The following is a 26715-nucleotide window of genomic DNA, read 5'->3' on the forward strand; positions in this document are numbered from 1 at the left end:
CAAAATGTAAATAATGTAATCGTAAATTGTTTGACAATAAAATTCATTTTTTAGGGCAATAGAATTAGATTTGTGACGTTTGAACCTTGAAAAAATTAAAGCACTTTATTAAATTTGCACTTATTTTAAATTTAAACTATGGATACAACTTCAACAACTGTGAGTATTAAAGAATTAAACGACAAAATCAATAAAGAGAGCGCTTTTATCGATATGCTGATGATGGAAATGAACAAAGTAATCGTTGGTCAAAAGCATATGACTGAACGACTTCTTATAGGATTACTTTCCAATGGTCATATTTTGTTAGAAGGAGTTCCTGGATTAGCTAAAACACTAGCTATCAACACATTGGCAACTACTATTGATGCTAATTTCAGTAGGATACAATTTACACCTGACTTATTACCTGCCGATGTTTTAGGAACACAAATATATAGTCCTAAAAACGAAACATTCTCGGTTAAAAAAGGACCTATTTTTGCTAATTTTATTCTAGCTGATGAAATCAATCGTGCTCCAGCAAAAGTACAATCTGCTCTTTTAGAAGCTATGCAAGAGCGTCAAATCACTATAGGCGATGAAACATTTAAGTTAGATGAGCCATTTCTAGTTTTAGCCACACAAAACCCAGTTGAGCAAGAAGGAACTTATCCTCTACCAGAAGCGCAAGTTGATAGATTTATGCTAAAAGTAGTTATCGACTACCCAACTAAAGATGAAGAAAAACTAATCATCAGAAATAACTTAGCAAAATCTTTCCCTAAAGCCAATCAAATTCTTAAACCCAATCAGATAATTGCTGCTAGAGAACTTGTCAAAGAAGTATATATGGACGAGAAAATAGAGCAGTATATTGTAGATATTGTTTTTGCAACACGTTTTCCAGAAAAATTTGGCTTAACAAAATTCAAGGACTTAATAAGTTTTGGGGCATCGCCAAGAGCAAGTATTAGCTTAGCATCTGCTGCTAAAGCATTTGCCTTTATACAAAGAAGAGGGTATGTAATACCTGAGGATGTTCGTTCTATTTGCCACGATGTTCTTAGACACAGAATAGGATTATCATACGAAGCTGAAGCTGAAAACATTAGTAGCGAAGATATTATTACTGAAATTCTAAATACTGTTGAAATTCCATAATGGAGACCAGCGATTTATTAAAAAAAGTTCGAAAAATTGAATTGAAGACTAAAGGTCTTTCTAATCATATATTTGCAGGCGAATACCATACTGCATTTAAAGGTAAGGGAATGGCTTTTAGTGAGGTCAGAGAATACCAACCTGGCGATGATATCAGAACTATAGACTGGAATGTTACTGCTCGTTTCAACAACCCTTTCATCAAGGTGTTTGAAGAAGAAAGAGAAATGACCGTCATACTTATGATTGACGTTAGTGGCTCTAAAAACTTTGGAACACAAAATCAAATGAAACAAGAGTTAGTCACTGAATTATCGGCAGTTATAGCTTTTTCGGCTATCCAAAATAACGATAAAATCGGAGTTATTTTCTTCAGTGATAAAGTCGAGAAATTCATTCCGCCCAAAAAAGGGAAATCCCACATTCTTAGAATTATTAGAGAATTAATAGCATTTGAACCTGAAAACAAAGGAACAAATATTGGTGAAGCATTGCGTTATTTCAATAATGTTATAAAAAAACGAAGCGTTTGTTTTGTTATCTCAGATTTCATTGCTGATGACTTTGACGCTCCACTAAAAATAGCCAATAAAAAACACGATTTAGTAGCCATTAGAATTCACGATATAAGAGAAGAAGAATTACCTAACGTAGGACTTGTTCAAATGAGAGACTCCGAAACAGGACAAATCAAATGGATTGACACAAGTAGCAAAGAAATAAGAGATTCTTATCACAAAAATTATATGGAAAATGAACAATCTATAAATCAATTGTTTAAAACAAGCGGTGTTGATACCATTCAACTGCGTACTGATAAAGATTACATCAAGCCATTAATCCAATTTTTTAAAAGTAGAGGGAAATGAAAAAGCTACTAATACTTCTTCTGCTACCCACAGCTATGTTTGCTCAACTTAGCGTTAAAGTTGACAGCACCAATATCCTTATTGGCGATCAAATAAACTTTAGTATAGAAGCAAATATATTCGAAGGCGATAGCCTACCCCATTTCACTGATACTATAGGTGCTCTAGAAATTGTTTCTAAATCAGTGATAGACAGTATTAAAACTGAAGAAGGATGGCAACTTACACAATCTTATGTTTTAACAGTTTGGGATAGCGGGGTTTATTATATACCATCTGTTCAGTTTAAGTCGTTTGTAAGTGACTCTATTGCCATATTAGTTAATACAATAGAAATGGCAGAAGATGCTGAACTCAAAGATATTAAAGCACCTATACATACTCCAATAACTTTTGAAGAATTAAGCCCTTACCTACTAGCTCTTCTCATTCTTGCCCTTTTGATTTACATAATTAGATGGTATGTCAAAAACAGAGAGAAAACTCCAGTTGATATCAAAACCGTTGAAAGAGTGATTCCACCCTATGAAATTGCTCTTATCGAACTGGAAAAACTAAATGCCAAAAAATTATGGCAAGAAGATAATGTAAAGGAATATTATAGTGAACTTTCTGAAATTATTAGAACTTACATTGAAAACGGTATTGGTACTCCAGCAATGGAAATACCTACACAGGAAATTCTTTTTCAGCTTCACCAAAAAGGAATTGATACCACTAAGCTAAAAGAACTTTTGACTAGATCTGATTTAGCTAAATTTGCTAAGGCTAAGCCTTTACAAGTAGAAAATGAAGAAAGTCTAAAAATAGGGTACGACTTTATTCACCAAACAAAACCTCAAAAAGAAATCGATGATGTGGAATAATTGGACATTCTATAACCCCGATTTTTTATACGCCCTGACTCTAGTGCCATTGCTCTGGATATGGTATTACTTTAGACAAAGGGAACAAGCCGCACAACTGCAAATTTCTTCTTTAAAAGGTATTACTAAAAATAGCTGGAAGGCAAAAGGACGCCATCTTGTATTTCTATTTAGAACCACAGCTTTAGCCATTCTAATAATTGCATTTGCCCGACCACAATCGACCTTATCTTGGGAAGATATGACTACAGAAGGTATTGATATTGTCATCTCAATGGATATATCGGGAAGTATGTTAGCTCAAGATTTAAAACCCGATAGACTGGAAGCTTCAAAAAATGTGGCTATGAATTTTATTTCTGGACGTCCTAACGATAGGATTGGACTAGTGATATTCAGTGGCGAGAGTTTTACTCAATGTCCATTAACTACAGACCATCAAGTATTGCAAAATTTATTTGCAAATGTTAAAAGTGGAATGGTTGAAGATGGAACTGCTATCGGCATGGGCTTAGCTACTGCTGTAAACAGACTAAAAGAAAGTGAGGCCATAAGTAAAGTTATTATTCTATTGACCGATGGAGTCAATAATCAAGGCTCGGTAGCTCCCTTAACGGCAGCTAAGATTGCGCAGAAGTTCGGCATAAGAGTTTATACCATTGGTGTTGGTACACAAGGATATGCCCCTTACCCTTTTAAAACACCTTTTGGCACGACAGTATATCAAGATGTCGAAGTACAAATAGACGAAGAAACACTACAAAATATAGCCTCTGTTACTAATGGACAGTATTTTAGAGCAACTTCAAACAAAGCTCTTGAGTCCATTTATAGAGAAATTGATCAACTGGAAAGATCCAAAATTGAAGTCAAAGAATATCATAAGAAAAAAGAAGAATTTTTTCCTTTAGCACTTTTGGCATTAACTTTATTAATTATTGAGTTTCTACTCAGACACACTGTATTTAGAAGTATAACCTAATGTTGAGATACGAAAATAGCGAATGGTTGTTTTTATTGGTTCTGATACCAATAATAATCCTTGTATTTATCCTTTCTGTAAGATGGAGAAAAAAAGCTATTGGAGTATTTGGACAACTTAAGCTAGTTTATAAACTTATGCCTATGGCCTCAGAGTTTAAGCTACGAATCAAATTTATATTGTTCGCTATTGCAATAAGTTCACTCATTATAGGTATTGCCAACCCTCAGATTGGCTCCAAAATGGAAGAGGTAAAACGAGAAGGAGTCGATTTAATGATTGCTATTGATTTATCAAATAGTATGTTGGCTGAAGACCTGCAGCCTAATCGCTTAATAAGAGCTAAACAATCCATATCTAAATTGATTGATAGACTTGATGGCGACAGAATAGGATTGATTGTTTTTGCTGGTGATGCTTATGTACAACTACCAATTACAACTGATTACTCTGCCGCTAAATTATTTTTATCTACCATCAATACAAGTATAGTACCTACTCAGGGAACAGCTATTGGTAAAGCTATTGAATTATCCATAAAAAGTTTTGATTTAGACAATGACCAAAACAAAGCCATAATTGTCATTACAGATGGCGAAAATCACGAAGATGATGCCATTGAAAAGGCTAAAGAAGCACAAGAATTAGGCATATTTGTACACACTATAGGAATGGGTTCTGTTGAAGGTGGTCCTATTCCAATTAAAAATAGGTACGGCACCATATCATCTTATCAAAAAGACAGAGAAGGTAATACTATTATTACTGCCTTAAATGAAGAAATGCTAAAACAAATAGCCCAATCAGGTGGTGGCTCCTATATTCGAGCCAATTCAACTCAAAGTGGTCTAAATGCCTTGTTCAAAGAAATAAACAAAATGGAGAAAAAAGAAATTGGCTCCAAAGTATTTACTGATTATAAAGACCGATTCCAATGGTTTATTGGATTAGCCATAATTCTTCTAATTATAGAAACACTAATGAAAGGAAGAAAAAATAAATGGAGTAGTAAAATTAATTTGTTTGAAGAAGATGAAAATTAGACTCACATTATTTGTTATTCTATTAAATTCAGTTGTTGTTTTTGCACAACACCACAACAGTAAAATCAGAAAAGGTAATACCGCCTATAAAGACAGTTTATACAGTGATGCTGAACAACTATATAGAGAAGCTTTGATGAAAGACCAAAGCTCCTATGAAGCTTCTTTTAATATGGCTGATGCAATTTATAAACAAGAACGTTACAGTGAAGCTAATTCATTGTTCAAAGCACTATCAGAAAAAACTGATGATAAAATAAAAAAGTCAGAAAGCTATCATAACTTGGGGAATTCATTACTTAAAGAGCAAAAATTAGACGAAGCCATAGAAGCCTATAAAAATGCACTACGAAACAACCCAAAAGACTTAGATACTAAACACAATTTGGCATACGCTATGCGAATGAAAAATCAAAATCAAGAGCAAGAAAAAGAAGAGCAAAAAGAAGAAGATAAGAAGGAAGAAAAAGAGGAGCAAAAAGAAGAAGAAAAAGATAAAGGTGAAAACCAAAATGAAAAAGGAGAACAATCAGAAGAAGAGAAAAAAGAAGAACCTAAACAACCTCAAGATCCCAATGAGATGACTGAAGAAGAAGCACAACAAATATTAGATGCTTTACAACAACAAGAAAAAGAACTTCAGGAGGACTTACAAAAGAAGAAACAACAGGGAGTTAAACTCAAAATTCTAAAGGATTGGTAGATGAAGAATTGGATTATTTACATACTTGCTTTTTTACCTTTCCTCTCATTCGGACAAAGCTTAGAGTTAAGTGTTAGCAAAAATCCAGTAGCTGTTGGCGAAGAATTTAGAATAGATTTCACTCTAGATGGAGAAGGTACAGGCTTTAATCCGCCTACCTTGAATGGACTAAGGAAAATCAGTGGACCTAATCAATCTTCAAGCAGTAGTATGCAAATAATTAATGGCAAAATTAGCCGTTCTCAAAGCACAACCTACTCCTACTACGTAACTGCACTAAAGGAAGGCGAACTCAAGATTGGAGAAGCAAGTATTACTTCCAATGGAAAGCTTATTCGTTCCAAAGCAGGAATAATGAATGTAACCAAGGCTAACCCTAACACCAAGTCTAGTGCTAGTTACAACATAGCTGAAAACGTTTATATAAAGGCAACAGTCAATAAAAGAAACATCTATCAAGGTGAACAAATAGTGGTCAGCTATAAACTGTACTCAAAAATAAACTTAGCTGATATTAATATATCAACTATACCTGAACTTAATGGCTTTTGGAAAGAAGATGTAGAAACTAAATCAACGCCTAAATTAGAAGTTATAGATGGTGAAAGACACAACGTTTGGGAAATAAGTCGATTTATCTTAACACCTCAAAAAAGTGGTAAGTTAAATATTGACCCTATGGAAATAAACGTCACTGTGCAAGTTAAAAAACAACGTAACAGAAGAGACCCATTTGGAGATCCGTTTGGAATGTTTGGTTCTTATCAAAATATTGAAGAAAAGATAAAATCAAAAAATATTACGGTTAATGTAAAAGATTTGCCAGATGGTGCGCCTGAAAATTTTAATGGTGCAGTAGGTCAATTTGAAATTAAATCGTCTGTAGACAAAACAACAGCCGATGCCAATGAAGCTATTAATTACAAGCTGACCCTTTCGGGAAATGGCAATATCCACTTAATAGATAATATCCCTATTGATTTCCCTTCAAACTTTGAAGCTTATGACCCACAAAAAAAAGACAAGACATTTAGTACAAAAAGTGGAATTGCAGGAAGTGTCGAATTTGAACACCTATTGATACCAAGATACAAAGGGGAATACACCATAGAAGGAGTAGGATTTAGCTACTTTAACACCAAAACAAAGACTTACAAAAGCCTTAAAACTCAAGACATAACAATAAATGTTCTAAAGGGAGAAAACAACGAAAACTCCTACTTATCTTCTGAAGAACTTCAAAACAACAATAATTCTCAAGCATTTAGTACAATAAAAGTAGACACAACGCTAGAACGATTTAACAAAAGCCCTTTCAACAAATGGCTATTTATTCTACTAGTTTCATTACCAATTTTAGCTGTTATTGCATACTTCATTAATTTATATTTTGAGGAAAAGAATAATAGAAATCCTGTTTTGAGAAAATATCGAAAATCGCTTGTTTTTGCTCAAAAAAGACTAAAAAAAGCTCAAAAACACCTCGAAAATGATGAAAAAGAGCAGTTTTTTGAAGAAATAGAAAAGTCGCTTTGGAATTATTTCTCCAATAAATTTAATGTAAATATGGCTGATTTATCCAAAGACACTATCAATGACTACTTTAATAAAAATGGAGTGACTGAAACAGTAATAAATAACTTCACATCAATTATAGAAAAATGTGAGTTTTGTCGTTTTGCACCTTCAGCATTAGAAACTGAAGATATGAAAGAGGTTTATGAAAAAGCAACGGCAGTGATAATTGAAGTAGAACAAGACCTAAAAAAATAATGAAGTATAGAATAATCATCTTTTTTACATTCTTGTCATTAATAGGATTTTCTAAAACCCATTTAGATAGCCTATTTATTACTGCCAACGCACACTACCAAACTGAAAAATACGCTGAGGCAATAGACAATTACCAAACTATTTTAGACTCCAACTATTTTTCTTTTGAGCTTTATTTTAACCTAGCTAATGCAAATTACCAATTTGGCAAAATTCCTTTAAGTATTTATTATTACGAAAAAGCACTTCAAATAAAAAAAGATAAAAATGCTATAAACAACCTAGCTTTAGCTCAAAATAGAATCACTTTAATCGAACCTATACCTCAATTGTTTTATGTCAGATGGTGGAACAATATCACTCATCAACTTTCACTGAAGATATGGAGCGTTTTATTAATAACTGGGATATGGCTTTCATCAGTTTTTTTAATATTGTTTATCAAGAATAGAAAAAAGTGGAAGTTTAATGGACTACTTTTAAGTATCATAATTACTTTTTTAATTGGGGCTCAGATGTATAATGCCAACATTCAAGAAAACAAAGTCTATGCTATAATTCTTAAAGAAGCTAAGTTATTTGATGATAACATCAACTATCAGTCTAATGGAAATGTAGATAGAGGTAATAAAGTATTAATATTAGATGAAAGTGAAGAAATGTTTCATATTAAACTTCTAGATGGGCAAAGTGGTTGGGTAGAGAAAAAAATAGTTAAATTACTAGAATAGTATAGTAAAAAATACTAAATTCGTTTGTTCTACTTAAAAACCATGAAATTCAAACCAATATTCCTTATTATTGTTTTAGTATCATTATCGAATTTCTATGCTCATTGTCAACATGCTGGTGAAGATATTACCATTTGTGAAGGTAGTTCCACTCAGCTAAACGCAAACTCAGAACTCACAAAAATTTCTTGGTTACCCGCAGAATATTTAAGTAATCCAAACATTCATAATCCAATTGTTAGTGGACTAACAACTACAACAGATTTTATAATTACTGCCAATTCAAAAAACTTGATTATTAATGGCGATTTTGAGTTAGGCAATACATCATTCAATACAGATTATACCTATTCGAACAATTCAGGTCAATTTGGTGTATTATCAAATGAATCAAGCTTTACTATAACTAATGATGCTTCTTTAGCACACAATAATTTTGATGGTAATGATCATACAAATCCACCCAATGGCAAGTTCATGGTAATAAATGGATCAGAAGTGATTAACACTAAAGTATGGTGTCAAACTGTGAATACAGAACAAAATACAGAATATGAATTTTCTACATGGGTAACATCTGTATTTGCCAATAACCCAGCAATTTTAGAATTTAGTATAAATAATGAACCATTAGGAGATTCGTTTACTGCTCCAGATGAAATAAATACATGGGATAATTATTATGAAGTATGGCATTCAGGAATTAATACATCAGCGGAATTATGCATCGTAAATCTTAACTCACAAGGTGCTGGCAATGACTTCGGAATTGATGATATTTCATTCAATATTTATGAAATGAAAGACACTGTAAGAGTTTTTGTTAAAGAAAGAGAGCAATTTTCACATGAAATCGATTTATGTGAAGATGAAAACTCAATGAAGACAAGTCTTTATAATATAAACAACTTAAATAGTTACTCTACCCTCCAAAGTAATGAGGAAATAAAATGGTTTCAAGAAAGTACACTAACCAATCCTATAAACGACTCAACCATAATAGCTACAGAAAATACTAAACTGTATGGTATTACTAGCGATCTAGAATGCAAATTAGCTATTATTAATTTTAAAATTTATGACAAGCCTAAAATAGAAATTCTTTCAGATAACAGAATCTGTGCAGGTCAAAGTTATAATTTTTCAAATACATCGATAAATTTTAATACCAACGATAATATTAAATTTCTTTCTTTTTCTAACATTTATGGCCAACTACTGTCTACAACTAATTTTTATCCAAAATCTGATTTAAATGTAATCATAGAATGTGAAACTGAGTATGGTTGTCAAGATTTAGAGAACTTCAAAATATTCGTTTACAACATAAAAGCTCAGTTCTTAATGGATAGAGATAAAATTTATGTTAATGAAGAAGTAAAATTTGAAAATAATTCTCTAAATTCAGATAACCTATTTTGGGATTTCGGAAATGAAAAAACTGGCACAGAACAAACCCATACAATAACTTACGACACTACTGGCTTGTACGAAGTAAAACTAAAAATTAAAAACTCTGAAAATTGCGTAGATAGTGTAAGCAAATATATATTGGTTCGACCATATATAAACCTTTACATACCCTCCTGTTTTAGCCCTAATGAAGACGGAAAAAATGATATTTTTGAAATCTACGGCGATGGATTACTCGAATATGACTTGAGTATATTTAATAGATGGGGAGAGAAAATATATCAAAATAGAAATGTAGGGTGGAATGGTAAGTATAAAAACAAAATGAGTCCAAACGGTGTTTATTGCTATAAGGTTAAAATTACAGACTTTGAATACAAATCGCATTATTTTTATGGGGATTTTTCTTTAATTCGCTAAATGAAAATCGGTCTGCTTTCTGACACACACTCTACATTGCACCCAAAAGTATTTGAACACTTTAAAAATTGTGATGAAATTTGGCATGCAGGAGATATTGGCTCCGTAGAAGTGATAGACCAACTATCTGCTTTCAAACCATTAAGAGCCGTATATGGCAACATAGACAACCACAAAATTAGAGCTATTTGCCCTAAAGATTTACATTTTGAATGCGAAGGTGTTAAAGTATGGATAACACATATAGGTGGCTACCCTTATAACTATACAAAAAACATCAGAGAAGAATTAGATAAAAATAGTCCTGATTTATTCATTTGTGGACATTCTCATATATTAAAAGTTATGTATGATAAGAATCGTGAAATATTACACATGAACCCAGGTGCAGCAGGAAACTACGGTATTCACAAAGTCATTACGATGTTAAGATTCGATATCGAAAAAGGAGAAGTAAAAAATCTAGAAGTTATAGAGTTTAATAGACACTAACGGATTCTATCAGCCGATTGAACCAAATTCTCGTCTTTTTTAATGAATCTATTAGCTAAAAGTATAAGTACATAAGGAATAATAAAAACAAACATACCTCTGGCCGGAAAAAGTTCTCCCTTAGTAAAGAATAAAATAAAGAAAGTAACTGAAAGTAAAAACTTACTAATTTGATTAAATAACAATTGTTTTTTTCTATTCTTGAATAAGAAAATGGAATAAAGCAATAAAAAAGATGACACTAAAATTGATATATGAGCATATATGAATTGATGAGTGAAAAAGACCTCACCTTCTTCACTAATCAGAACTGGCAAAAAATAGGTTATTCCTACCATAAAAAATATTGAAAACAATAAATAAACGGATTGAACTCTCTGAATCATAATCTGTAAATATAGAATTGGAACAAAATTAAACCATTAAAATCAAAGACATCACTTGTTTTGAAATAAATTATTAGTATAATTGCACTCGAGTTCGACTGAACTCTATGAAAAATACCCACTCTTTTTCTTTAAAGTAATTCATTTAAAAAAATAACTCAAATTTAAAATATCAAATGATTGATATACATACATTAAACAAAAAGCTATTACCAGAACTTAAAGATATAGCAAAAGACTTAGGCGTACCACGCTACCAAAAATTAAAAAAACAAGAACTTGTATACGAAATATTAGATGTTCAAGCTAAACAACTCTCTGTAGAGAAAAAATCTGAAGAAGCTAGAAAGCAAAGAGAGAAAAAGCAAAATGAAAATCCCAAGCCTAAACACACCAACAACAATAACAACCCTAACGGCAAAGAGAAAAACCCTAATCATCGTCATAAAGGAAACAACCCAAATAAAAAAAGTCATGAAGAACATGAGTTTGATGGAATTGTTACAGCAGAAGGTGTTTTAGAAATGATGCCAGACGGTTTTGGTTTCCTTAGGTCTTCAGACTATAACTATTTAAGCTCTCCTGATGATATATATGTATCTCACTCACAAGTTAGATTGTTTGGGTTAAAAACAGGTGACACAGTAAGTGGTACGGTTCGTCCGCCAAAAAAAGGAGAAAAGTATTTCCCTTTAATTAAGGTTGAAAAAATCAATGGTAGAGATCCTAACATTGTTAGAGACAGAGTGCCTTTTGAATTCCTTACACCATTATTCCCAGACGAAAAGTTTCGTCTAACAGAAAATGGTAAAAGTTCACTATCTACAAGAATGATTGACTTATTTGCTCCTATTGGAAAAGGTCAAAGAGGATTGATTGTAGCACAACCTAAAACAGGTAAAACGGTTCTTCTTAAAGAAGTAGCAAACGCTATTGCGGCTAATCATCCAGAAGCCTATCTAATGATTTTACTGATTGATGAAAGACCAGAAGAAGTTACCGATATGGCAAGAAGCGTAAATGCCGAAGTTATAGCATCTACCTTTGATGAACCTGCTGACAGACACGTTAGAATTGCAAATATTGTTCTTGAAAAAGCAAAAAGACTAGTCGAATGTGGGCATGATGTAGTTATCCTTTTAGATTCTATTACACGTTTAGCAAGAGCTTACAACACTGTACAACCAGCATCTGGTAAAATTCTTACTGGTGGTGTTGATGCCAATGCATTACAAAAACCAAAACGATTCTTTGGTGCTGCCAGAAAAATTGAAAATGGTGGTTCACTAACCATTCTAGCTACTGCATTGACTGAAACAGGTAGTAAAATGGATGAAGTTATCTTCGAAGAATTTAAAGGTACAGGTAATATGGAACTTCAATTGGATAGAAAAATATCTAACCGTAGAATATACCCTGCTATTGACGTTACATCATCTAGTACTCGTAGAGAAGACCTACTACTTGGTAAAGATTTAACTCAGAAGATTTGGGTGCTTAGAAACCATCTTGCAGATATGACTCCTGTAGAGTCTATTGAATTTATGAGAGATAGGCTGCTAAGAACGGAGACAAATGAAGAATTCATTGTGACTATGAATAGCTAAGAAAAAGCCCTCATCTGAGGGCTTTTTTTTGCATTTAACTTTCCAACAGGTCTTCTGCTAGGCGGTTAAAATCAATACCATCAAAATTGCCGGAACTCATCATTAAAAGATTTCGATTCTTCCATTCTAATGACTTTAAGAAAAGTTGCAAATCTTTAGAGTCCGTAAATACTTTTAAATCTAGTCGACCAAAAGCTTTATGGACTTGCTCCACAGAAATATCTTCTAACTTTTTGTGAGCTATAGCCGCTTTACTAAAATACACTACAGCTATATCAGGTGTGTCCATAGCACCCAAATACTCTTTTAAAAAATCCTTATTCAGACTAGAAAAAGTATGCAATTCCATACAAGCGACTAATGCTCTATGGGTGTATTGCTTTTTCATAGCCGATGAAGTTGCCTTTAGTTTTGATGGAGAGTGAGCAAAGTCTTTATAAACAACTGAGCTCTCCCCTCTTTTTACTAACTCCAATCGTTTAGATGCTCCTTTAAATAAGGAAATAGCTTTGTAAAAATCACTCTTTTGAATACCTAATTCTTGACAAACTAATAAAGCAGCATTCAAATTCTGTAAATTATGCTCTCCGAATATTTCAAGTCTATGTTTAGACTCTCCATCTATTAGGTAAGTGATACCATCTTCAACACAATGATTTGGAACGCTATACGACTCTAATCGGCAAGTAGAATCTTCTTGGCATAAATCAGATAAAACCTTATCGTCATCACAATAAAAAAGTACATCTTCAACATCATTTTTAAAAATCCTAAACTGATTGACATAATTTTCAAATGTTGGAAACACATTAATGTGGTCCCAAGCTATACCACTAAGAATAGCTATATGAGGCTTATACCAATGGAATTTAGGCCGTCTATCAATTGGCGAGGAAAGATATTCATCACCCTCCAAAACGATTACTGGAGCTTCAGCAGTTAACCTAACCATAGTATCAAAGCCATCTAACTTAGCTCCTACCATATAATCACAATCCATATTGTAATGATGTAAAACGTGTAATATCATAGCCGTAATAGAAGTTTTTCCATGACTCCCCCCTATCACAACTCTTTTCTTGTCAGTACTTTGATTATAAATATACTCTGGGTAAGAAAAAATTGGAATTTTCAACTCTTGAGCTTTAATTAACTCAGGATTATCAATTCTAGCATGCATGCCCAATATTATAGCGTCAAGGTCTTTATGAATCTTTTCAGGAAACCAACCCATCTTTTGTGGCAATAAGCCAAAAGCGTCAAGGCGACTTTTAGATGGTTCAAAAATAGCATCGTCAGAACCCGATACTTCGAAGCCTTTATGGTGTAATGCTAAAGCTAAATTATGCATTGCACTACCACCGATTGCTATTAAATGTACTTTCATTGATAAAATTTATTTAAATTGTAAATTATAGATAATTGACATTTTATACATTTGAAAAAATTAAACTTTTCAACATGAAGGTGTATACAATTGACACGGGTTATTTTAAGCTAGATGGTGGGGCTATGTTTGGAGTTGTTCCTAAAGTTTTGTGGAGCAGAACTAATCCAGCAGATGAAAATAATTTATGTCCTTGGGCCATGCGTTCTTTACTTGTAGAAGATGGCAACAAACTCATTCTAATAGACAATGGTATTGGCGACAAACAAGACGATAAATTTTTAAAACATTATTATTTGCATGGTGATGTTTCCTTAAATAGCTCACTTGAAAACTTAGGCTATTCGCCTTCTGACATTACAGATGTTTTTTTGACACACCTACACTTTGACCATTGTGGAGGTAGCGTCAAATGGAATAAGGATAGAAGTGGTTTTGAAATGGCTTTTAAGAATGCTAAATATTGGAGCAATAAAGACCATTGGCAATGGGCAACACAACCCAACAATAGAGAAAAAGCTTCATTTTTAAAGGAAAATATAATCCCTATTCAAGAAAGTGGGCATTTAAATTTTGTTGAACAAGAAGGTGAGCTTTTTAAAGACTTTTCTACTCTTTTTGTAAATGGACACACAGAAGCACAAATGATACCTCATATACAATATAAAGGTAAAACTCTAGTGTTTGCCGCCGATTTACTACCTAGCACAGGACATATACCACTACCCTATGTTATGGGCTACGACACAAAGCCATTAGTCACTTTGACCGAAAAAGAAAAATTTTTAAACGAAGCAGCTGACAAAGAATATGTCATTTTTTTACAGCACGACAATTACAACGAATGTTGTACTGTTCAGCATACCGAAAAAGGAGTTAGGCTAAAAGATACGTTTAAACTTAATGAACTGTAATTTAATCTAAAGTATGTAACAATTCAATTAAACTGTTCGTTATAGATGTATGAAAAACATTAAACCCAAAAAAGGAAGATTATTAATTTCAGAGCCAAGTATGTTGGACTCAAATTTCAAGCGTTCCGTATTACTTCTTACAGAACATAACGATAATGAAAGTATCGCCTTTATACTTAATCAGCCTACCAAAATTAAAATTCACGACTTGTTTGAAGACTTTCCCTCTTTTGATGCTAATGTGCATGTTGGAGGTCCAGTTGAAAAAAATACGCTTCACTACATTCACAGCCTAGGAGATAAAATTGATAATTCAATACCAATTAGTGATAATTTGTATTGGAGTGGAAATTTTGACACTCTAAAAAAACTGATAATAAACAAAGAGGTAAACGCTAAAGAAATACGCTTTTTTGTGGGCTATTCGGGTTGGAGTCCAGGACAACTAGAACACGAGCTCAGTGAAAAATCTTGGATAGTATGCAATGAAGATGTAAAACATCTTCTTGATAATAACGATAAACACATGTGGCGTGATTTCATTAAAAAAATGGATAAAGAGTACGCTATTTGGTCAAATATGCCCGAAGACCCCGAATTAAATTAGTGAATTTAATTTTGTGGCGACTTTCTTTGATATTGTATTGGTATAGCCCTCAAATTGCCCAAACTTCTTGACATAGCGAACGCCATTGCAGTTGGTAAAAAAAATCTCTTCAGCTATTTGAATATCTTTTAAATCTAAAGCTACCTCCTCAACTGCGAAATGGTCTAACACTAATGAACGCATACAACCCATCAGAGGCCCTTCAGAAAGTGGTGGTGTAAAAATCTTATCATCTCTTACAATAAATAAATTAGAGTTCGTACCCTCAACAGGTCGTTTATCAGAATTAAGTAATAATAATTCATCTAAGCTTTTGCTTTTCTTTTCTAATGAAGCCAATACATATAAATTTGCGCTAGAAGACTTTATTGTAGATAGTAAACTTTTGGATTTAAGATGCTTGTCATAAACTCCTATCTGCAGACCATCACCTAATGAAAAACAATCAGATGCCTGGCCCATAGTTTCTATTACATAACTAGCTTGAAGTGTCTCTGGAGTATATAAGCCTCCTGAGTTTCTATATATCGAAATTCTAGCACTACAAGAAGTTAGCCCATTATGATGAGCTAAATACTCTACTTGTTCAAAAAGCTCATCTATAGAAACTGAAATATTAAGTTGTAACTCTTTCAATGAAAAAGATAATCTGTTGTAATGATTTTTTCTATTGAAAACTTGACCGTTAAACAGTCTAAGACGTTCAAACAAACCGTCTCCGTACAAGAAAGAACGGTTATTCATCTCTAGCCGAACAGCACTTACAATTTCACCATTCTGATTATAAAACATACACCAATTGATAAAGGTCAACCATAATGAACAAAGAAAATAAAATTAGATGAGTAAATTTAGTTTTTTATACTTTTGAAAATAATATGCAATTGTTTTACACGCCAGACGTAAATTCAGATGAATACACTCTTTCAAAGGAAGAGAGTAGACATTGTATTCAAGTATTACGCAAAGAAATTGGTGATATAATTCATCTTGTTGATGGTAAAGGTGGGTTTTACAAAGCAACATTGATTGGTGACAATCCAAAATCCTGTCAATTAAAAATAGATCAAGTAGAACGTAATTATGGTAAAAGCACCATACATATTCATATAGCTATTGCACCTACAAAAATGAATGAACGTTTCGAATGGTTTTTGGAAAAGTCTACAGAAATAGGGATTAATGAAATTACACCAATTCTATGTGAACATTCAGAAAGAAAAGTCTTGAAACTTGAGCGAATGAATAAAATATTAGTAGCTGCTATGAAGCAATCAAAACAAGCCTACCTTCCAAAACTTAATGCGGCTGTTTCATTTGATAGTTTCGTTAGTAACAATACTGTAGAAGAACGATACATTGCTCATTGTGTTGAAAATGACGAAAAAAAACAACTTAAGGAAGTCATTAAAAAAGGTGCTGACACCCTAGTATTGATTGGTCCAGAAGGCGATTTTAGCCAAAAAGAAATAGACCATGCTCTGAAACATGGTTTTTCTGCAGTTTTACTAGGTAAAAATAGACTTAGAACAGAAACTGCTGCAATAGTAAGTTGTCACACAATAAATTTATTAAATCAATGAAAAAGCTAATCTTCCTAAGTATTGTCATAATAGCATTTGGTTTTTCTTCTCCATCATACAAAATTGCTGTGTTAAAATATTATGGTGGTGGCGATTGGTATTCTAATCCTACGGCATTAAACAATCTAATTGTTTTTTGCAATGAAAATTTAGGAACTAATATTGACAGAAAATACGATATTGTTGATGTAGGAAGCACAGATATTTTCAATTATCCTTTCGTACACATGACCGGTCACGGAAATGTTATATTTTCAACAGAAGAAAGCGAAAATCTAAGAAAATATTTGATTGGTGGTGGATTTCTTCATATAGACGATAATTACGGTATGGATAAGTTTGTAAGACCAGAGATGAAGAAAATTTTTCCTGAAAGTGAATTTGTAGAATTACCCTATTCTCACCCTATATATCATCAGACTTATGATTTCGATAATGGTTTGCCAAAAGTACACGAACACGACGCTAAACCGTCACAAGGGTTTGGACTTTTTCACGAAGGCAGAATGGTCGTATTTTATTCTTACGAAAGTGATTTAGGTGACGGCTGGGAAGATGCTGAAGTACACAACGATAGTCCTGAAATTAGGCTAAAAGCCCTAAAAATGGGAGCTAATATTATCGATTTTGTTTTTTCAAACCAAAACTAATACATTAGATAAATGAACCGCACCCTCAAAAACAGCATTATACTCATAGCATCAATTATTGGAATAGTGCTAGTTTTTTATCTCAAAACAATTGTTGTATACTTAATAGTATCACTAGTGTTGGCACTTATCGGTAGGCCAATAATGAAATTGCTCAGTAGAATCCAAATCAAAAAAAGAAATTTACCCAACGCCCTAAAAAGTGTTATTACGCTACTGGTTCTTTTGACATTCTTTACAGGTTTTTTTGCTCTTTTTACTCCTTTAGTGATGGAAGAAGCTAGAATCATATCTAAAATTAATTTTGAAGCAGTATCATTAGAACTGGAGGAACCCATAAATGATTTAGAAAATTGGCTAAAAGACAAACATTTATTGGATGAAAAATCGTCTATTGATAATGAGATAGTTCAATTATTCAGCCTTACCGATGTAAAATCTATTTTCAATTCGGCCATAGGAATTTTAGGGAACAGCATAATTGCTTTATTTTCTATTATATTCATCACTTTCTTCTTTTTAAAAGAAAAAAAGCTGTACAGTGATTTTTTGTTAGCCCTAACTCCTGAAAGCAAAACAAATCAGATTCTGAACGTGTTGAAAAACACAAAGCGACTTTTAAGTAGATACTTTATTGGAATAATATTACAAATAATCATTATTACTATTATAGTTAGCACTGGACTTTCTATTCTAGGAATTAAGAATGCTATTCTAATTGGATTTTTAGCTGGGATTATAAATGTTATCCCATACATAGGACCTATGATTGGAGCTATAATTGGTGTAATTATTGGTATTTCAACTAATTTAGATTTGGACTTTTATACACAAGTTATTCCATTAAGTTTAAAAATATGTGTTGTATTTGCCATTATGCAATTAATTGACAATTTCGTTCTACAACCACTCATATTTTCTAATTCAGTAAAGGCACACCCCTTAGAAATTTTCATAATTGTTATTTCGGCAGGTACTTTATGGGGTGTTTTAGGAATGATTATAGCCATACCTTTTTACACTCTTTTTAGAGTTATTGCCAAAGAGTTTTTATCTGAATTCAAACTGGTTCAAGAATTGACTAAAAACATTTAATGTCTACTGACTTTAAGAATAAATACAACTTTCTGAACGATGAGTTTTGGCAAGATTTTATAGCAAAAAATTATAAGAATCCTATTGACAAACTTCTGTTTTCATTAAATCAAAAACTAGAAGTAGATAGTGGAATTTTAGCCAATCAACTCAAGGCTAGGCAAATAATTGAAACGAAAATACCCTCATGGAAAAATCATAAAAATCTCATCTTTCCTAAACAACTTAGCATGGAACAATGCTCATCTGAGCATACTGCTTTATATAAATCCAAAATTTGTAAAGGCGAATCCTGTATTGACTTAACTGGTGGCTTTGGAATAGACAGTTTTTTTATCAGTAAATCTTTTAAAAATACTATTCATTGCGAAAAGGATTTGGAACTACAATTTATTGCACAACATAACTTGAAGTGTTTGCAAGCAAAAGTTGAATCTCATTTTACTGATGGCATTGAATATTTAAAGCAAACTAATCAGAGCTTTGACTTGATTTATATTGACCCTTCAAGGAGAAATGAAAACAATACCAAAGTCGTAAGACTAGAGGAATACACCCCAAATATCATACTGCACTTAAACCTACTTTTAGAAAAGGGAAAGCAAATCTTAGTTAAAACCTCGCCTTTGCTTGATATCAAACTAGCTATGGAGCAATTGCCTCAGCTCAAAGAAATACACGTCATAGCAGTCAATAATGAATGTAAAGAATTGTTGTTTCTCATTGACGCTAATTCAAGTAAAAAGCAAACATCTATAATTTGTAAAGATTTAGTAAAAGACTTCACTTTTAAATTTGACAATGAGCAAGAACTTAATACTACAATAAACTTATCATTGCCACTAAAGTACATTTACGAACCCAATGCAAGTATTTTAAAAGCTGGTGCTTTTAAGTCTATTGCCCTAGCTTTTAAACTAAGTAAACTTCATTCTAACAGTCATCTTTATACTTCAGAAAATTATGTAAAAGATTTTCCTGGAAGATGTTTTGAACTGAATACGATATGTCGATTGAGTAAAAAAGAAATTCAAACGGCTATAAAGTCTAAAAAAGCAAATATTTCTAAGAGAAACTTCCCTAATTCAGTAAATGAGATTCGTAAAAAATTAGGTCTAAATGAAGGTGGTAATGATTATATTTTTGCCACTACTTTAATGAATGAAGAAAAGAGACTTTTAATCTGTAGTAAGTGTTAGTATATTAAACTTTCCTCTAAAGATAAATTCTGAATAAATTGCTGCGACTTCATCATTTCATCATGAAGCACTACATCTTTAGATAAAACAGCTACTTCTTGTCTAAAACTATTCACAAAACTTTCTATAAAATCAGAAGACTTTTTAGTTCTGAAAGATAAGGCTTGAGAGGAAGTCATCAACTCAATACTTAATATTCTTTCGATATTTTCAGCGACTTTATAAAGTTTTGTAGCAGCATTTGCTCCCATACTAACGTGATCTTCTTGACCATTCGATGATACAATACTATCTACAGATGCTGGAGTACACAATTGTTTGTTTTGACTAGCAATACTTGCAGCCGTATATTGTGGTATCATAAAACCAGAATTCAAACCAACATTTGGCGTCAAGTAAGGAGGCAAACCTCTTTGCCCTGATACCAAAAGATAAATTCTTCTTTCAGAAATACTTCCCAACTCGGATAATGCTATTGCCATATGATCCATAACTAATGCTAATGGCTGACCATGAAAATTACCTGCTGATATTACTTTACCCTCTTTAGCAAAGACATTAGGGTTATCAGTAACTGAATTGATTTCAGTAATAATAGTGTTTTTAGCATAATCTAAAGCATCTTTGGTTGCTCCATGTACTTGCGGTATGCAACGGAAAGAATATGGGTCTTGAACATTAACTTTTTCCTGTTTGATTAAATCGCTACCCTCTAAAAATTCTGAAATATTTTTAGCCGTCTTTAACTGCCCACTATGAGGGCGTATAAGGTGTACTAATTCATTAAATGGTTCTATTCTACCATCAAAGGCTTCTAAAGAAACAGAGCCAATTAAATCGGCTAAATAAGATAGTTTGTAAGCCTTGAAAAGTGTATGAAGTGCGTATGCACTCATAAATTGGGTGCCATTCAATAAGGCTAACCCTTCTTTAGACTTTAAACTAATAGGCTTCCAATCCATTTCTTTTAAAACTTGCTCTGATTTGACTTTCTGACCTTTATAATATACTTGACCCAAACCAAGCAATGGTAAAGAAAGATGAGCTAAAGGGGCTAAATCACCAGAAGCACCTAGAGAACCTTGCTGATAAACAACAGGTAAAATGTCTTCGTTGTAGAAATCAATAAGTCTATTGACGGTTTGTAGCTGAACGCCCGAATAACCATACGATAAAGACTGAACTTTTAAAAGAAGCATAAGTTTTACAATAGAACTAGGAACTTCTTCACCAAAACCACAAGCATGAGAAATGACTAAATTCACTTGTAATTCTTCCAAATTTTCTTGAGAAATGGATTCGTTACATAAGGAGCCAAAACCAGTATTGATACCATAAATTGGTGTGCTATTATCAGATTGTTCATCTAGGAAAGAACGACAATCTAAAATTCGCTTACTAGCATCTTTAGACAATTTTATAACCTGTTGTTCATGAACAATTTCATGCAATTTTTCTAAGGTCAAATATGTGTTATCAATCTGATGCATAGCAAACAGTCTTTCTTACTCTTCTAAGCAGTATTCTTGGAGTTTTTTGGCAGATAGGTTATATCCAGTAACTACTTTATGTGCTTTATGGTAAAAGCCTTCTCTTTCTCTGAGTGTTTTATATACATAGTCAAGTAAAACCTCGCCTTCCATACCAGCAATTAAAGGTCTAAAAGAATCTGACAATTGTAATCTAGGAATAAGAGCCTTAGGGTGCATATTGATATATACCGTTAGACCATACTCATTCATTTGTTCCATATTATCAAAGAAGCAAGGCGTACCTCCACCTACTGAAATAACTACATTTTCAGTATCAATTACTCGGTGAAGATAAACTCTTTCTAGCTTTCTAAAATAGTCTTCTCCATCATCAGCAAAAATTTCTTTGATGGTTCTACCCTCCTGTTCTTCAATATAATTGTCTAGGTCAATAAAATCGTGTTTAAGGTTATGGGCAAGTTTTTTTCCTAGGGTGCTTTTTCCGCAACCCATATAGCCGACTAAAAAAATGGTCATTGTAAATTTAATTTAGGATTAAAAAGGATTAAAAAGGTGAATTAGGTTCTTTCTTTAAATGATTGTACACTAAGCTATCAACTAAACTTGGTAATAGTTTGTTCAAAAGTACGGTAAGTTTTCCATTAATCGTTAAAACTAATGAATTTTGTCTATTAACAACAGCTTTATAAATGTATTCTGCAACTTTTTCAGCGGTCATCATTTTACTTTCATCTCTAGGGCTTTCTTTCTGAATCTCTCCATCTTTAGACAAAGCTGTGTTGCGAATATTTGAAGCCGTAAAACCAGGACAAGCAATAAGGACATGTAAGCCTTTCTTCAAATTTTCTATTCGTAAAGATTCTAAGAACCCTTGCATAGCAAACTTAGAAGCTGAATAGGCAGTTCTAGCGGGCAAACCTTTGTAACCTGCTATTGAAGAAACTCCAACAACAGAACCTTTTGATTTTAAAATATGAGGTAAGGCATATTTAGTGCAAAATACAGTCCCATAAAAGTTGATATCCATAACTTTTTTCATAACTGATAAATCCATTTCCTCAAGAGTTGCTCGCATGGATATCCCAGCATTATTAATAAGAACATCAATTCCTTTAAACTTACTAATGGTTTCTGAAATCAGATGTTGGCAATCTTCTTCGATACTTACATCTGCTTGAACTGTAAGGACTTCATAACCAGCTGACATCATTTCCTCGCCAACAACTTTTAGTTTGTCATTATTTCTAGCAGCTAAAACGACCTTACTACCATTCTTGGCAAAATGCCAAGCACAAGCCTTTCCAATTCCTGAAGATGCACCAGTAATGACAACAACTTTGTTTTTCATTTAAATTTCAGCTTAATTTGCTTTTACAAATAAACGGAATTTAAATGATAATCATAGAAGTAAAAACGTCTGCTCATATAAAAGCTTTTCATAAAATTCCTTTTGAGATTTATAAAAACGATTCCAACTGGATACCTCACATCAAACAAGATATAGAAAAGGTGTTCACTAAAAAGGAAAACAAATTTTTTAGACATGGTGAGGCCATTAGGTGGATTTTGAAGAATGACGATAATGTTTACATAGGTCGTATTGCGGCTTTTATCAATAGAAAAAAAGCATTTTCGGAAAAACAACCCACAGGAGGAGTAGGTTTTTTTGAATGTATAGATGACCCTAAAGCCTCATCTCTAATGTTTGATACCGCCAAAAAGTGGCTTGAGGATAGAGAAATGGAAGCCATGGATGGACCCATAAATTTTGGGGAAAGAGATAGATATTGGGGACTATTAGTTGAAGGCTTTGAAAATAGACCTATCTATGCCAACCCTTATCAGCCACCCTATTATCAAAAGTTATTTGAAGATTACGGCTTTTTAACTTACTTCGAACAATTCATGTATTGTCGAAACATCAGTGATGATATTTCAACTAAATACAAAGAACGATCTGCTCGAATTTTACAAGATAAAGGATATACCTTCAGACATCTAGAAACCAAAAAGATGTTCGACTATGCCGAAGATTTTAGAACCGTCTATAATAAAGCTTGGACAACACATAGCAACTTTAAAGGAATGCCTGCTTCTCAAGCCCGTTCTATAATGCGTAAGATGAAACCTATAATGGATGAAAAACTCATTTGGTTTGCCTATTATAACAATGAGCCAATAGCTTTTTTCATTGCATTACCTGAGATAAATCAAATTTTTCAGCACATCAATGGTAACTTAAACTGGCTAGGCAAACTGAAATTTTTATACCATAAATGGAAAGGAAGTTGTAACAATGTATTTGGTATTGCATTTGGTGTAGCACCTGACTTTCAGAAGAAAGGTTTAGAAGGCGCTATTATTATGGCTGTTAAAAATCAGTTTGAGAATGAAAGTAAGCAGTACAAACAGCTCATCATCACATGGATTGGTGATTTTAACCCCAAAATGATAAAGATTGTTCATAATTTGGGTACAGAAAAATATATGACTCTAAGAACCTATCGAAAACTATTCGACGAGAACGCTGATTTTGAACGTTGTAAGACAATTTAAAAAGTCTTAAAAATTTAATTTTATTTTCTTGCTGATTGAAATAATGCAATTATATTTGCACACTCAAAATTAAACCTGACCTGGTAGCTCAGTAGGTAGAGCATCTCCCTTTTAAGGAGAGGGTCCTGGGTTCGAGCCCCAGCCAGGTCACAAAACCCGTTCATTCGGGTTTTTTTTGTCCCGCCCAGGTGGTGAAATTGGTAGACACGCAGTCTTGAGGGGGCTGTGCTCTTATGAGCGTATGGGTTCAAGTCCCATTCTGGGCACTAAAAAAAAGACTTCTTTTCTAGTAGATTAGAAGTTTTTTTACGTTTTAGACAACCGATAGACAACCGTACAAAAAAATAGCCGAGCGTCTGCTCGGCTATTTTACATATTAACCAAAAAATTACTCCATAACTACTCGAACCCTACTTGCTTTTTTATCTCCAATAAATTGTAAAAAATAAACCCCCTGACTCAAAGAACCTTTGTGAAGGTATTCAACAGAATTACTGACTGATTTACTTAATAATAGCCTACCATACACATCATACAATTGATAAGAATTTACCTTATCCTTAAAATCCAAGGTAGCATAATCACTAAATGGATTGGGGTAAATATCTATATCCAAAATATATTCTTGAATAGTAGTCGTATCTATTTGACAAGCAGCTTGGCAATCTTGTTGATTATTAAAATTTCCTTCTAATAAACCAACCTCTTCGCAGCCCGTTGTAGTATTACACTTCCAATTATAGGTACACTCAACCCATTGATCAGGATTGAAATCATATCTTTCTAATTCTAAATCTCCTAAACCAACAATATCAATAGCCATTTCTTCCCCATTATCACTTAACGTATAATTAGTAGTAATCACTCCTGAAATTAACAACTGACTATTTCCTTGGTCCGAACATGTTAAATAGTTAAGAGTGTAACAGCCAACTGAATCAAAACGATAAACAAAGACAGAATCTGTAGTAAACTCAAGATACATTAAAACAGGAGAGGTTGTTTTCCACTTTCCTTGGTAATTAGAATTTGTATTTGAAGAATCTGAACATGGTTCATAATCGTCTATTGTAAAATCATAAGAATAATAGGTGGCATTATCAAATGCACTCGTCATATTTAATACTGAATTGCCATCTTGTAGAGTATAATTTACAGGGTAAGATTGACCTGCAACAGACAACGTTAATGTATTATTTCCAGAATCGGTAAAAGGAATTTTATCAAGATTATAACAACTATCAACTATTTCATAATAATAAATAGTATCAGAAATTATTTCAACCAGTTCAGTGGTGTCGCTATTTCGCCACTTTCCCAAATAATCTTGAGATTGTGAAAAAGCGATAAAAGGGAACATAAAAATTATAAGGTAGAATATTTTTTTCATGACGATTTTTAGGCTTAAGATTATGGCACAAATTTAGTTTTTATTTTTTAAACATCCTTTAAATCAATGTTAACTTATTACGCCTTTAAATAAATTCAACAAAGTTTTAATGAAAAAACTTATACTTTATATAATAATTATATATTATTGATTTTAAATATTTTATAATATACTTTTGACATTTTGTCAGTATAGATTTAATCAAATTATAAGACCATTTCAAGCACTTGGCTAATAAAGAATTTTGTAACTTTGATTTATGAGAATTGATATACTAACGATACATCCCGAACTGTTAAAGAGCCCCTTCGAGCACTCAATTTTGCAACGAGCTATTGATAAAAAAATAGTCGAAATAAGGCTTCATGACATACGCTCCTACTCCACCGATAAACACAAAAAAGTAGATGATTATCAATTTGGAGGAGGTGCGGGAATGGTTATGTGCATACAACCCATAGCTGATTGCATTGACCAACTAAAATCAGAACGCAACTACGATGCGGTTGTGTATATGACACCTGACGGTGAGCGACTAGACCAATCCATAGCCAACCACTACTCTACTTTTGAAAACATCATAATACTCTGCGGACATTACAAGGGTGTTGACCAACGTATCAGAGACCATTACATAACACACGAATTATCCATAGGTGATTTTGTACTAACTGGTGGCGAATTAGCTGCCGCTCTATTTTGCGACAGCATTATCAGACTGATTCCTGGTGTAATTTCTGACGAAACATCCGCACTAACAGACTCTTTTCAAGACAATTTACTAGCCCCACCTGTCTATACACGACCTGCAGAATACAACAATTGGAAAGTTCCAGAAATATTACTATCAGGCAACTTTCCTAAGATAGAAGAATGGAGACACGAACAAGCCATAGAAAGAACTAAAAAAAGAAGACCTGACTTATTAGATTCTTAAGTATTTTTTCTTTTGATTCTTGAGCTTTATTTAAAATTATATCGTAATATTGCAAACCTTTTTCAAGGCTAAAACATAACATTACTACAATGGAACAGATTAACTACGTAGAAAACGAATTATTAAAAGGTAATGACTTTCCTTCTTTCAGTGCTGGTGATACAGTAACTGTACACTACAAAATTAAAGAAGGTGGTAAAGAGAGAACACAGCTTTTTAAAGGTGTAGTAATACAGAGAAAAGGAAAAAGCACAACAGAAACATTTACGGTTCGTAAAATTTCAAGTGGTGTTGGTGTAGAAAGAATATTCCCGGTATTATCACCTGCAGTTGAGAAAGTTGAAGTTAATAAAGAAGGTTCTGTAAGAAGAGCTCGTATTTATTACCTAAGAGGATTAACAGGTAAAAAAGCTAGAATTAAGGAGAAGAGAAGATAATTTTTCGACGCTCAAGATATTAAACCTGCACATTGGTGC

General features: G+C 32.9%; 27 protein-coding genes and 2 tRNA genes. 22 read left to right on the forward strand and 7 right to left on the reverse strand.

The features are described 5' to 3' along the window. Positions 1-138 precede the first annotated feature (138 nt). From ISP71_06485 to ISP71_06530, 10 genes are read left to right on the forward strand one after another with little or no spacing between them, the layout of a single operon-like run. A complete protein-coding gene (locus ISP71_06485; GenBank protein MBL6663734.1) occupies positions 139-1143 on the forward strand; it encodes a MoxR family ATPase in 1005 nt (334 codons plus the stop codon). Then, positions 1143-2012, forward strand: coding sequence for a DUF58 domain-containing protein (locus ISP71_06490; GenBank protein ID MBL6663735.1), 870 nt, complete (start codon positions 1143-1145; stop codon positions 2010-2012). The genes ISP71_06485 and ISP71_06490 overlap by 1 nt, the downstream gene beginning before the upstream one ends. After that, positions 2009-2878, forward strand: coding sequence for a hypothetical protein (locus ISP71_06495; protein ID MBL6663736.1), 870 nt, complete (start codon positions 2009-2011; stop codon positions 2876-2878). The genes ISP71_06490 and ISP71_06495 overlap by 4 nt, the downstream gene beginning before the upstream one ends. After that, a complete protein-coding gene (locus ISP71_06500) occupies positions 2868-3860 on the forward strand; it encodes a VWA domain-containing protein (GenBank protein ID MBL6663737.1) in 993 nt (330 codons plus the stop codon). The genes ISP71_06495 and ISP71_06500 overlap by 11 nt, the downstream gene beginning before the upstream one ends. Further along, positions 3860-4903: a VWA domain-containing protein gene (locus ISP71_06505; protein MBL6663738.1), complete on the forward strand. Its 1044-nt coding sequence runs from the start codon at positions 3860-3862 to the stop codon at positions 4901-4903. Before ISP71_06500 ends, ISP71_06505 begins: the two co-directional genes overlap by 1 nt. Then, complete coding sequence (locus ISP71_06510) at positions 4893-5606, forward strand: tetratricopeptide repeat protein (protein MBL6663739.1); 714 nt, start codon at positions 4893-4895, stop codon at positions 5604-5606. Before ISP71_06505 ends, ISP71_06510 begins: the two co-directional genes overlap by 11 nt. Continuing rightward, positions 5607-7379 carry a protein BatD gene (locus tag ISP71_06515; protein MBL6663740.1) on the forward strand — a complete coding sequence of 591 codons (1773 nt, stop codon included), beginning with the start codon at positions 5607-5609 and terminating at the stop codon, positions 7377-7379. Continuing rightward, the gene (locus ISP71_06520; protein ID MBL6663741.1) at positions 7379-8110 is read left to right on the forward strand and encodes a tetratricopeptide repeat protein; all 732 of its coding nucleotides are present in this window, start codon (positions 7379-7381) and stop codon (positions 8108-8110) included. Before ISP71_06515 ends, ISP71_06520 begins: the two co-directional genes overlap by 1 nt. Positions 8111-8152: 42 nt before the next feature. Next, positions 8153-9943, forward strand: coding sequence for a gliding motility-associated C-terminal domain-containing protein (locus tag ISP71_06525; GenBank protein ID MBL6663742.1), 1791 nt, complete (start codon positions 8153-8155; stop codon positions 9941-9943). Next, positions 9944-10435 carry a metallophosphoesterase family protein gene (locus ISP71_06530; protein MBL6663743.1) on the forward strand — a complete coding sequence of 164 codons (492 nt, stop codon included), beginning with the start codon at positions 9944-9946 and terminating at the stop codon, positions 10433-10435. On the opposite strand, the gene ISP71_06535 is transcribed toward ISP71_06530, so the two are convergent. Continuing rightward, positions 10432-10821, reverse strand: coding sequence for a DUF4293 family protein (locus ISP71_06535; GenBank protein ID MBL6663744.1), 390 nt, complete (start codon positions 10819-10821; stop codon positions 10432-10434). The genes ISP71_06530 and ISP71_06535 overlap by 4 nt on opposite strands. Positions 10822-10997: 176 nt before the next feature. Between ISP71_06535 and rho the strand changes: the two genes are divergently transcribed. After that, positions 10998-12428, forward strand: coding sequence for a transcription termination factor Rho (gene rho, locus ISP71_06540; GenBank protein MBL6663745.1), 1431 nt, complete (start codon positions 10998-11000; stop codon positions 12426-12428). A gap of 34 nt (positions 12429-12462) precedes the next feature. On the opposite strand, the gene ISP71_06545 is transcribed toward rho, so the two are convergent. Next, positions 12463-13815, reverse strand: coding sequence for a peptidoglycan synthetase (locus ISP71_06545; GenBank protein MBL6663746.1), 1353 nt, complete (start codon positions 13813-13815; stop codon positions 12463-12465). 74 nt (positions 13816-13889) lie between these two features. Between ISP71_06545 and ISP71_06550 the strand changes: the two genes are divergently transcribed. After that, positions 13890-14729: an MBL fold metallo-hydrolase gene (locus tag ISP71_06550; GenBank protein ID MBL6663747.1), complete on the forward strand. Its 840-nt coding sequence runs from the start codon at positions 13890-13892 to the stop codon at positions 14727-14729. Positions 14730-14778: 49 nt separating this feature from the next. Further along, on the forward strand, positions 14779-15336 hold the full coding sequence (locus ISP71_06555; protein MBL6663748.1) for a YqgE/AlgH family protein: 558 nt from the start codon (positions 14779-14781) through the stop codon (positions 15334-15336). On the opposite strand, the gene ISP71_06560 is transcribed toward ISP71_06555, so the two are convergent. Further along, positions 15328-16128 carry an aminotransferase class IV family protein gene (locus ISP71_06560; GenBank protein MBL6663749.1) on the reverse strand — a complete coding sequence of 267 codons (801 nt, stop codon included), beginning with the start codon at positions 16126-16128 and terminating at the stop codon, positions 15328-15330. The genes ISP71_06555 and ISP71_06560 overlap by 9 nt on opposite strands. 86 nt (positions 16129-16214) lie before the next feature. Between ISP71_06560 and ISP71_06565 the strand changes: the two genes are divergently transcribed. From ISP71_06565 to ISP71_06580, 4 genes are read left to right on the forward strand one after another with little or no spacing between them, the layout of a single operon-like run. Next, a complete protein-coding gene (locus ISP71_06565) occupies positions 16215-16919 on the forward strand; it encodes a 16S rRNA (uracil(1498)-N(3))-methyltransferase (protein MBL6663750.1) in 705 nt (234 codons plus the stop codon). Further along, complete coding sequence (locus ISP71_06570) at positions 16916-17569, forward strand: DUF4159 domain-containing protein (GenBank protein ID MBL6663751.1); 654 nt, start codon at positions 16916-16918, stop codon at positions 17567-17569. The genes ISP71_06565 and ISP71_06570 overlap by 4 nt, the downstream gene beginning before the upstream one ends. Positions 17570-17581: 12 nt before the next feature. After that, the gene (locus tag ISP71_06575; protein MBL6663752.1) at positions 17582-18664 is read left to right on the forward strand and encodes an AI-2E family transporter; all 1083 of its coding nucleotides are present in this window, start codon (positions 17582-17584) and stop codon (positions 18662-18664) included. Continuing rightward, entirely contained in the window at positions 18664-19863 is a 1200-nt protein-coding gene (locus ISP71_06580) for an SAM-dependent methyltransferase (GenBank protein ID MBL6663753.1), read from the forward strand. The genes ISP71_06575 and ISP71_06580 overlap by 1 nt, the downstream gene beginning before the upstream one ends. Here ISP71_06580 and hutH read toward each other — a convergent pair. The 3 genes from hutH to ISP71_06595 are packed head-to-tail and all read right to left on the reverse strand — an operon-like array spanning position 19860 to position 22704. Then, entirely contained in the window at positions 19860-21353 is a 1494-nt protein-coding gene (gene hutH / locus ISP71_06585) for a histidine ammonia-lyase (GenBank protein MBL6663754.1), read from the reverse strand. The genes ISP71_06580 and hutH overlap by 4 nt on opposite strands. A 15-nt stretch (positions 21354-21368) precedes the next feature. After that, positions 21369-21872 (reverse strand): shikimate kinase, encoded by a 504-nt coding sequence (locus ISP71_06590; protein MBL6663755.1) that lies wholly within the window; start codon positions 21870-21872, stop codon positions 21369-21371. Between the two features lie 28 nt (positions 21873-21900). Then, positions 21901-22704 carry an SDR family oxidoreductase gene (locus ISP71_06595; protein MBL6663756.1) on the reverse strand — a complete coding sequence of 268 codons (804 nt, stop codon included), beginning with the start codon at positions 22702-22704 and terminating at the stop codon, positions 21901-21903. Between the two features lie 44 nt (positions 22705-22748). Here ISP71_06595 and ISP71_06600 point away from each other — a divergent pair, with 44 nt between their 5' ends. The 3 genes from ISP71_06600 to ISP71_06610 all read left to right on the forward strand — a co-directional run bounded on the left by ISP71_06600 (position 22749) and on the right by ISP71_06610 (position 24178). Next, positions 22749-23912: a hypothetical protein gene (locus tag ISP71_06600; GenBank protein MBL6663757.1), complete on the forward strand. Its 1164-nt coding sequence runs from the start codon at positions 22749-22751 to the stop codon at positions 23910-23912. Between the two features lie 77 nt (positions 23913-23989). Continuing rightward, positions 23990-24062, forward strand: a tRNA-Lys gene (locus ISP71_06605). Between the two features lie 32 nt (positions 24063-24094). Continuing rightward, positions 24095-24178 (forward strand) — tRNA-Leu (locus ISP71_06610). A 122-nt stretch (positions 24179-24300) separates the two neighbouring features. Here ISP71_06610 and ISP71_06615 read toward each other — a convergent pair. Next, a complete protein-coding gene (locus tag ISP71_06615; protein MBL6663758.1) occupies positions 24301-25302 on the reverse strand; it encodes a T9SS type A sorting domain-containing protein in 1002 nt (333 codons plus the stop codon). A 259-nt stretch (positions 25303-25561) separates the two neighbouring features. On the opposite strand from ISP71_06615, the gene trmD reads away from it, so the two are divergent. Together trmD and rplS are read left to right on the forward strand one after the other, a co-directional pair. Continuing rightward, positions 25562-26239, forward strand: coding sequence for a tRNA (guanosine(37)-N1)-methyltransferase TrmD (gene trmD / locus ISP71_06620; GenBank protein ID MBL6663759.1), 678 nt, complete (start codon positions 25562-25564; stop codon positions 26237-26239). A gap of 89 nt (positions 26240-26328) precedes the next feature. Next, the gene (gene rplS, locus ISP71_06625) at positions 26329-26676 is read left to right on the forward strand and encodes a 50S ribosomal protein L19 (protein ID MBL6663760.1); all 348 of its coding nucleotides are present in this window, start codon (positions 26329-26331) and stop codon (positions 26674-26676) included. The last annotated feature ends 39 nt before the right edge of the window (positions 26677-26715 follow it).

The sequence above is a fragment of the Flavobacteriales bacterium genome (assembly GCA_016779995.1).
Classification (GTDB): domain Bacteria; phylum Bacteroidota; class Bacteroidia; order Flavobacteriales; family UBA7312; genus UBA8444.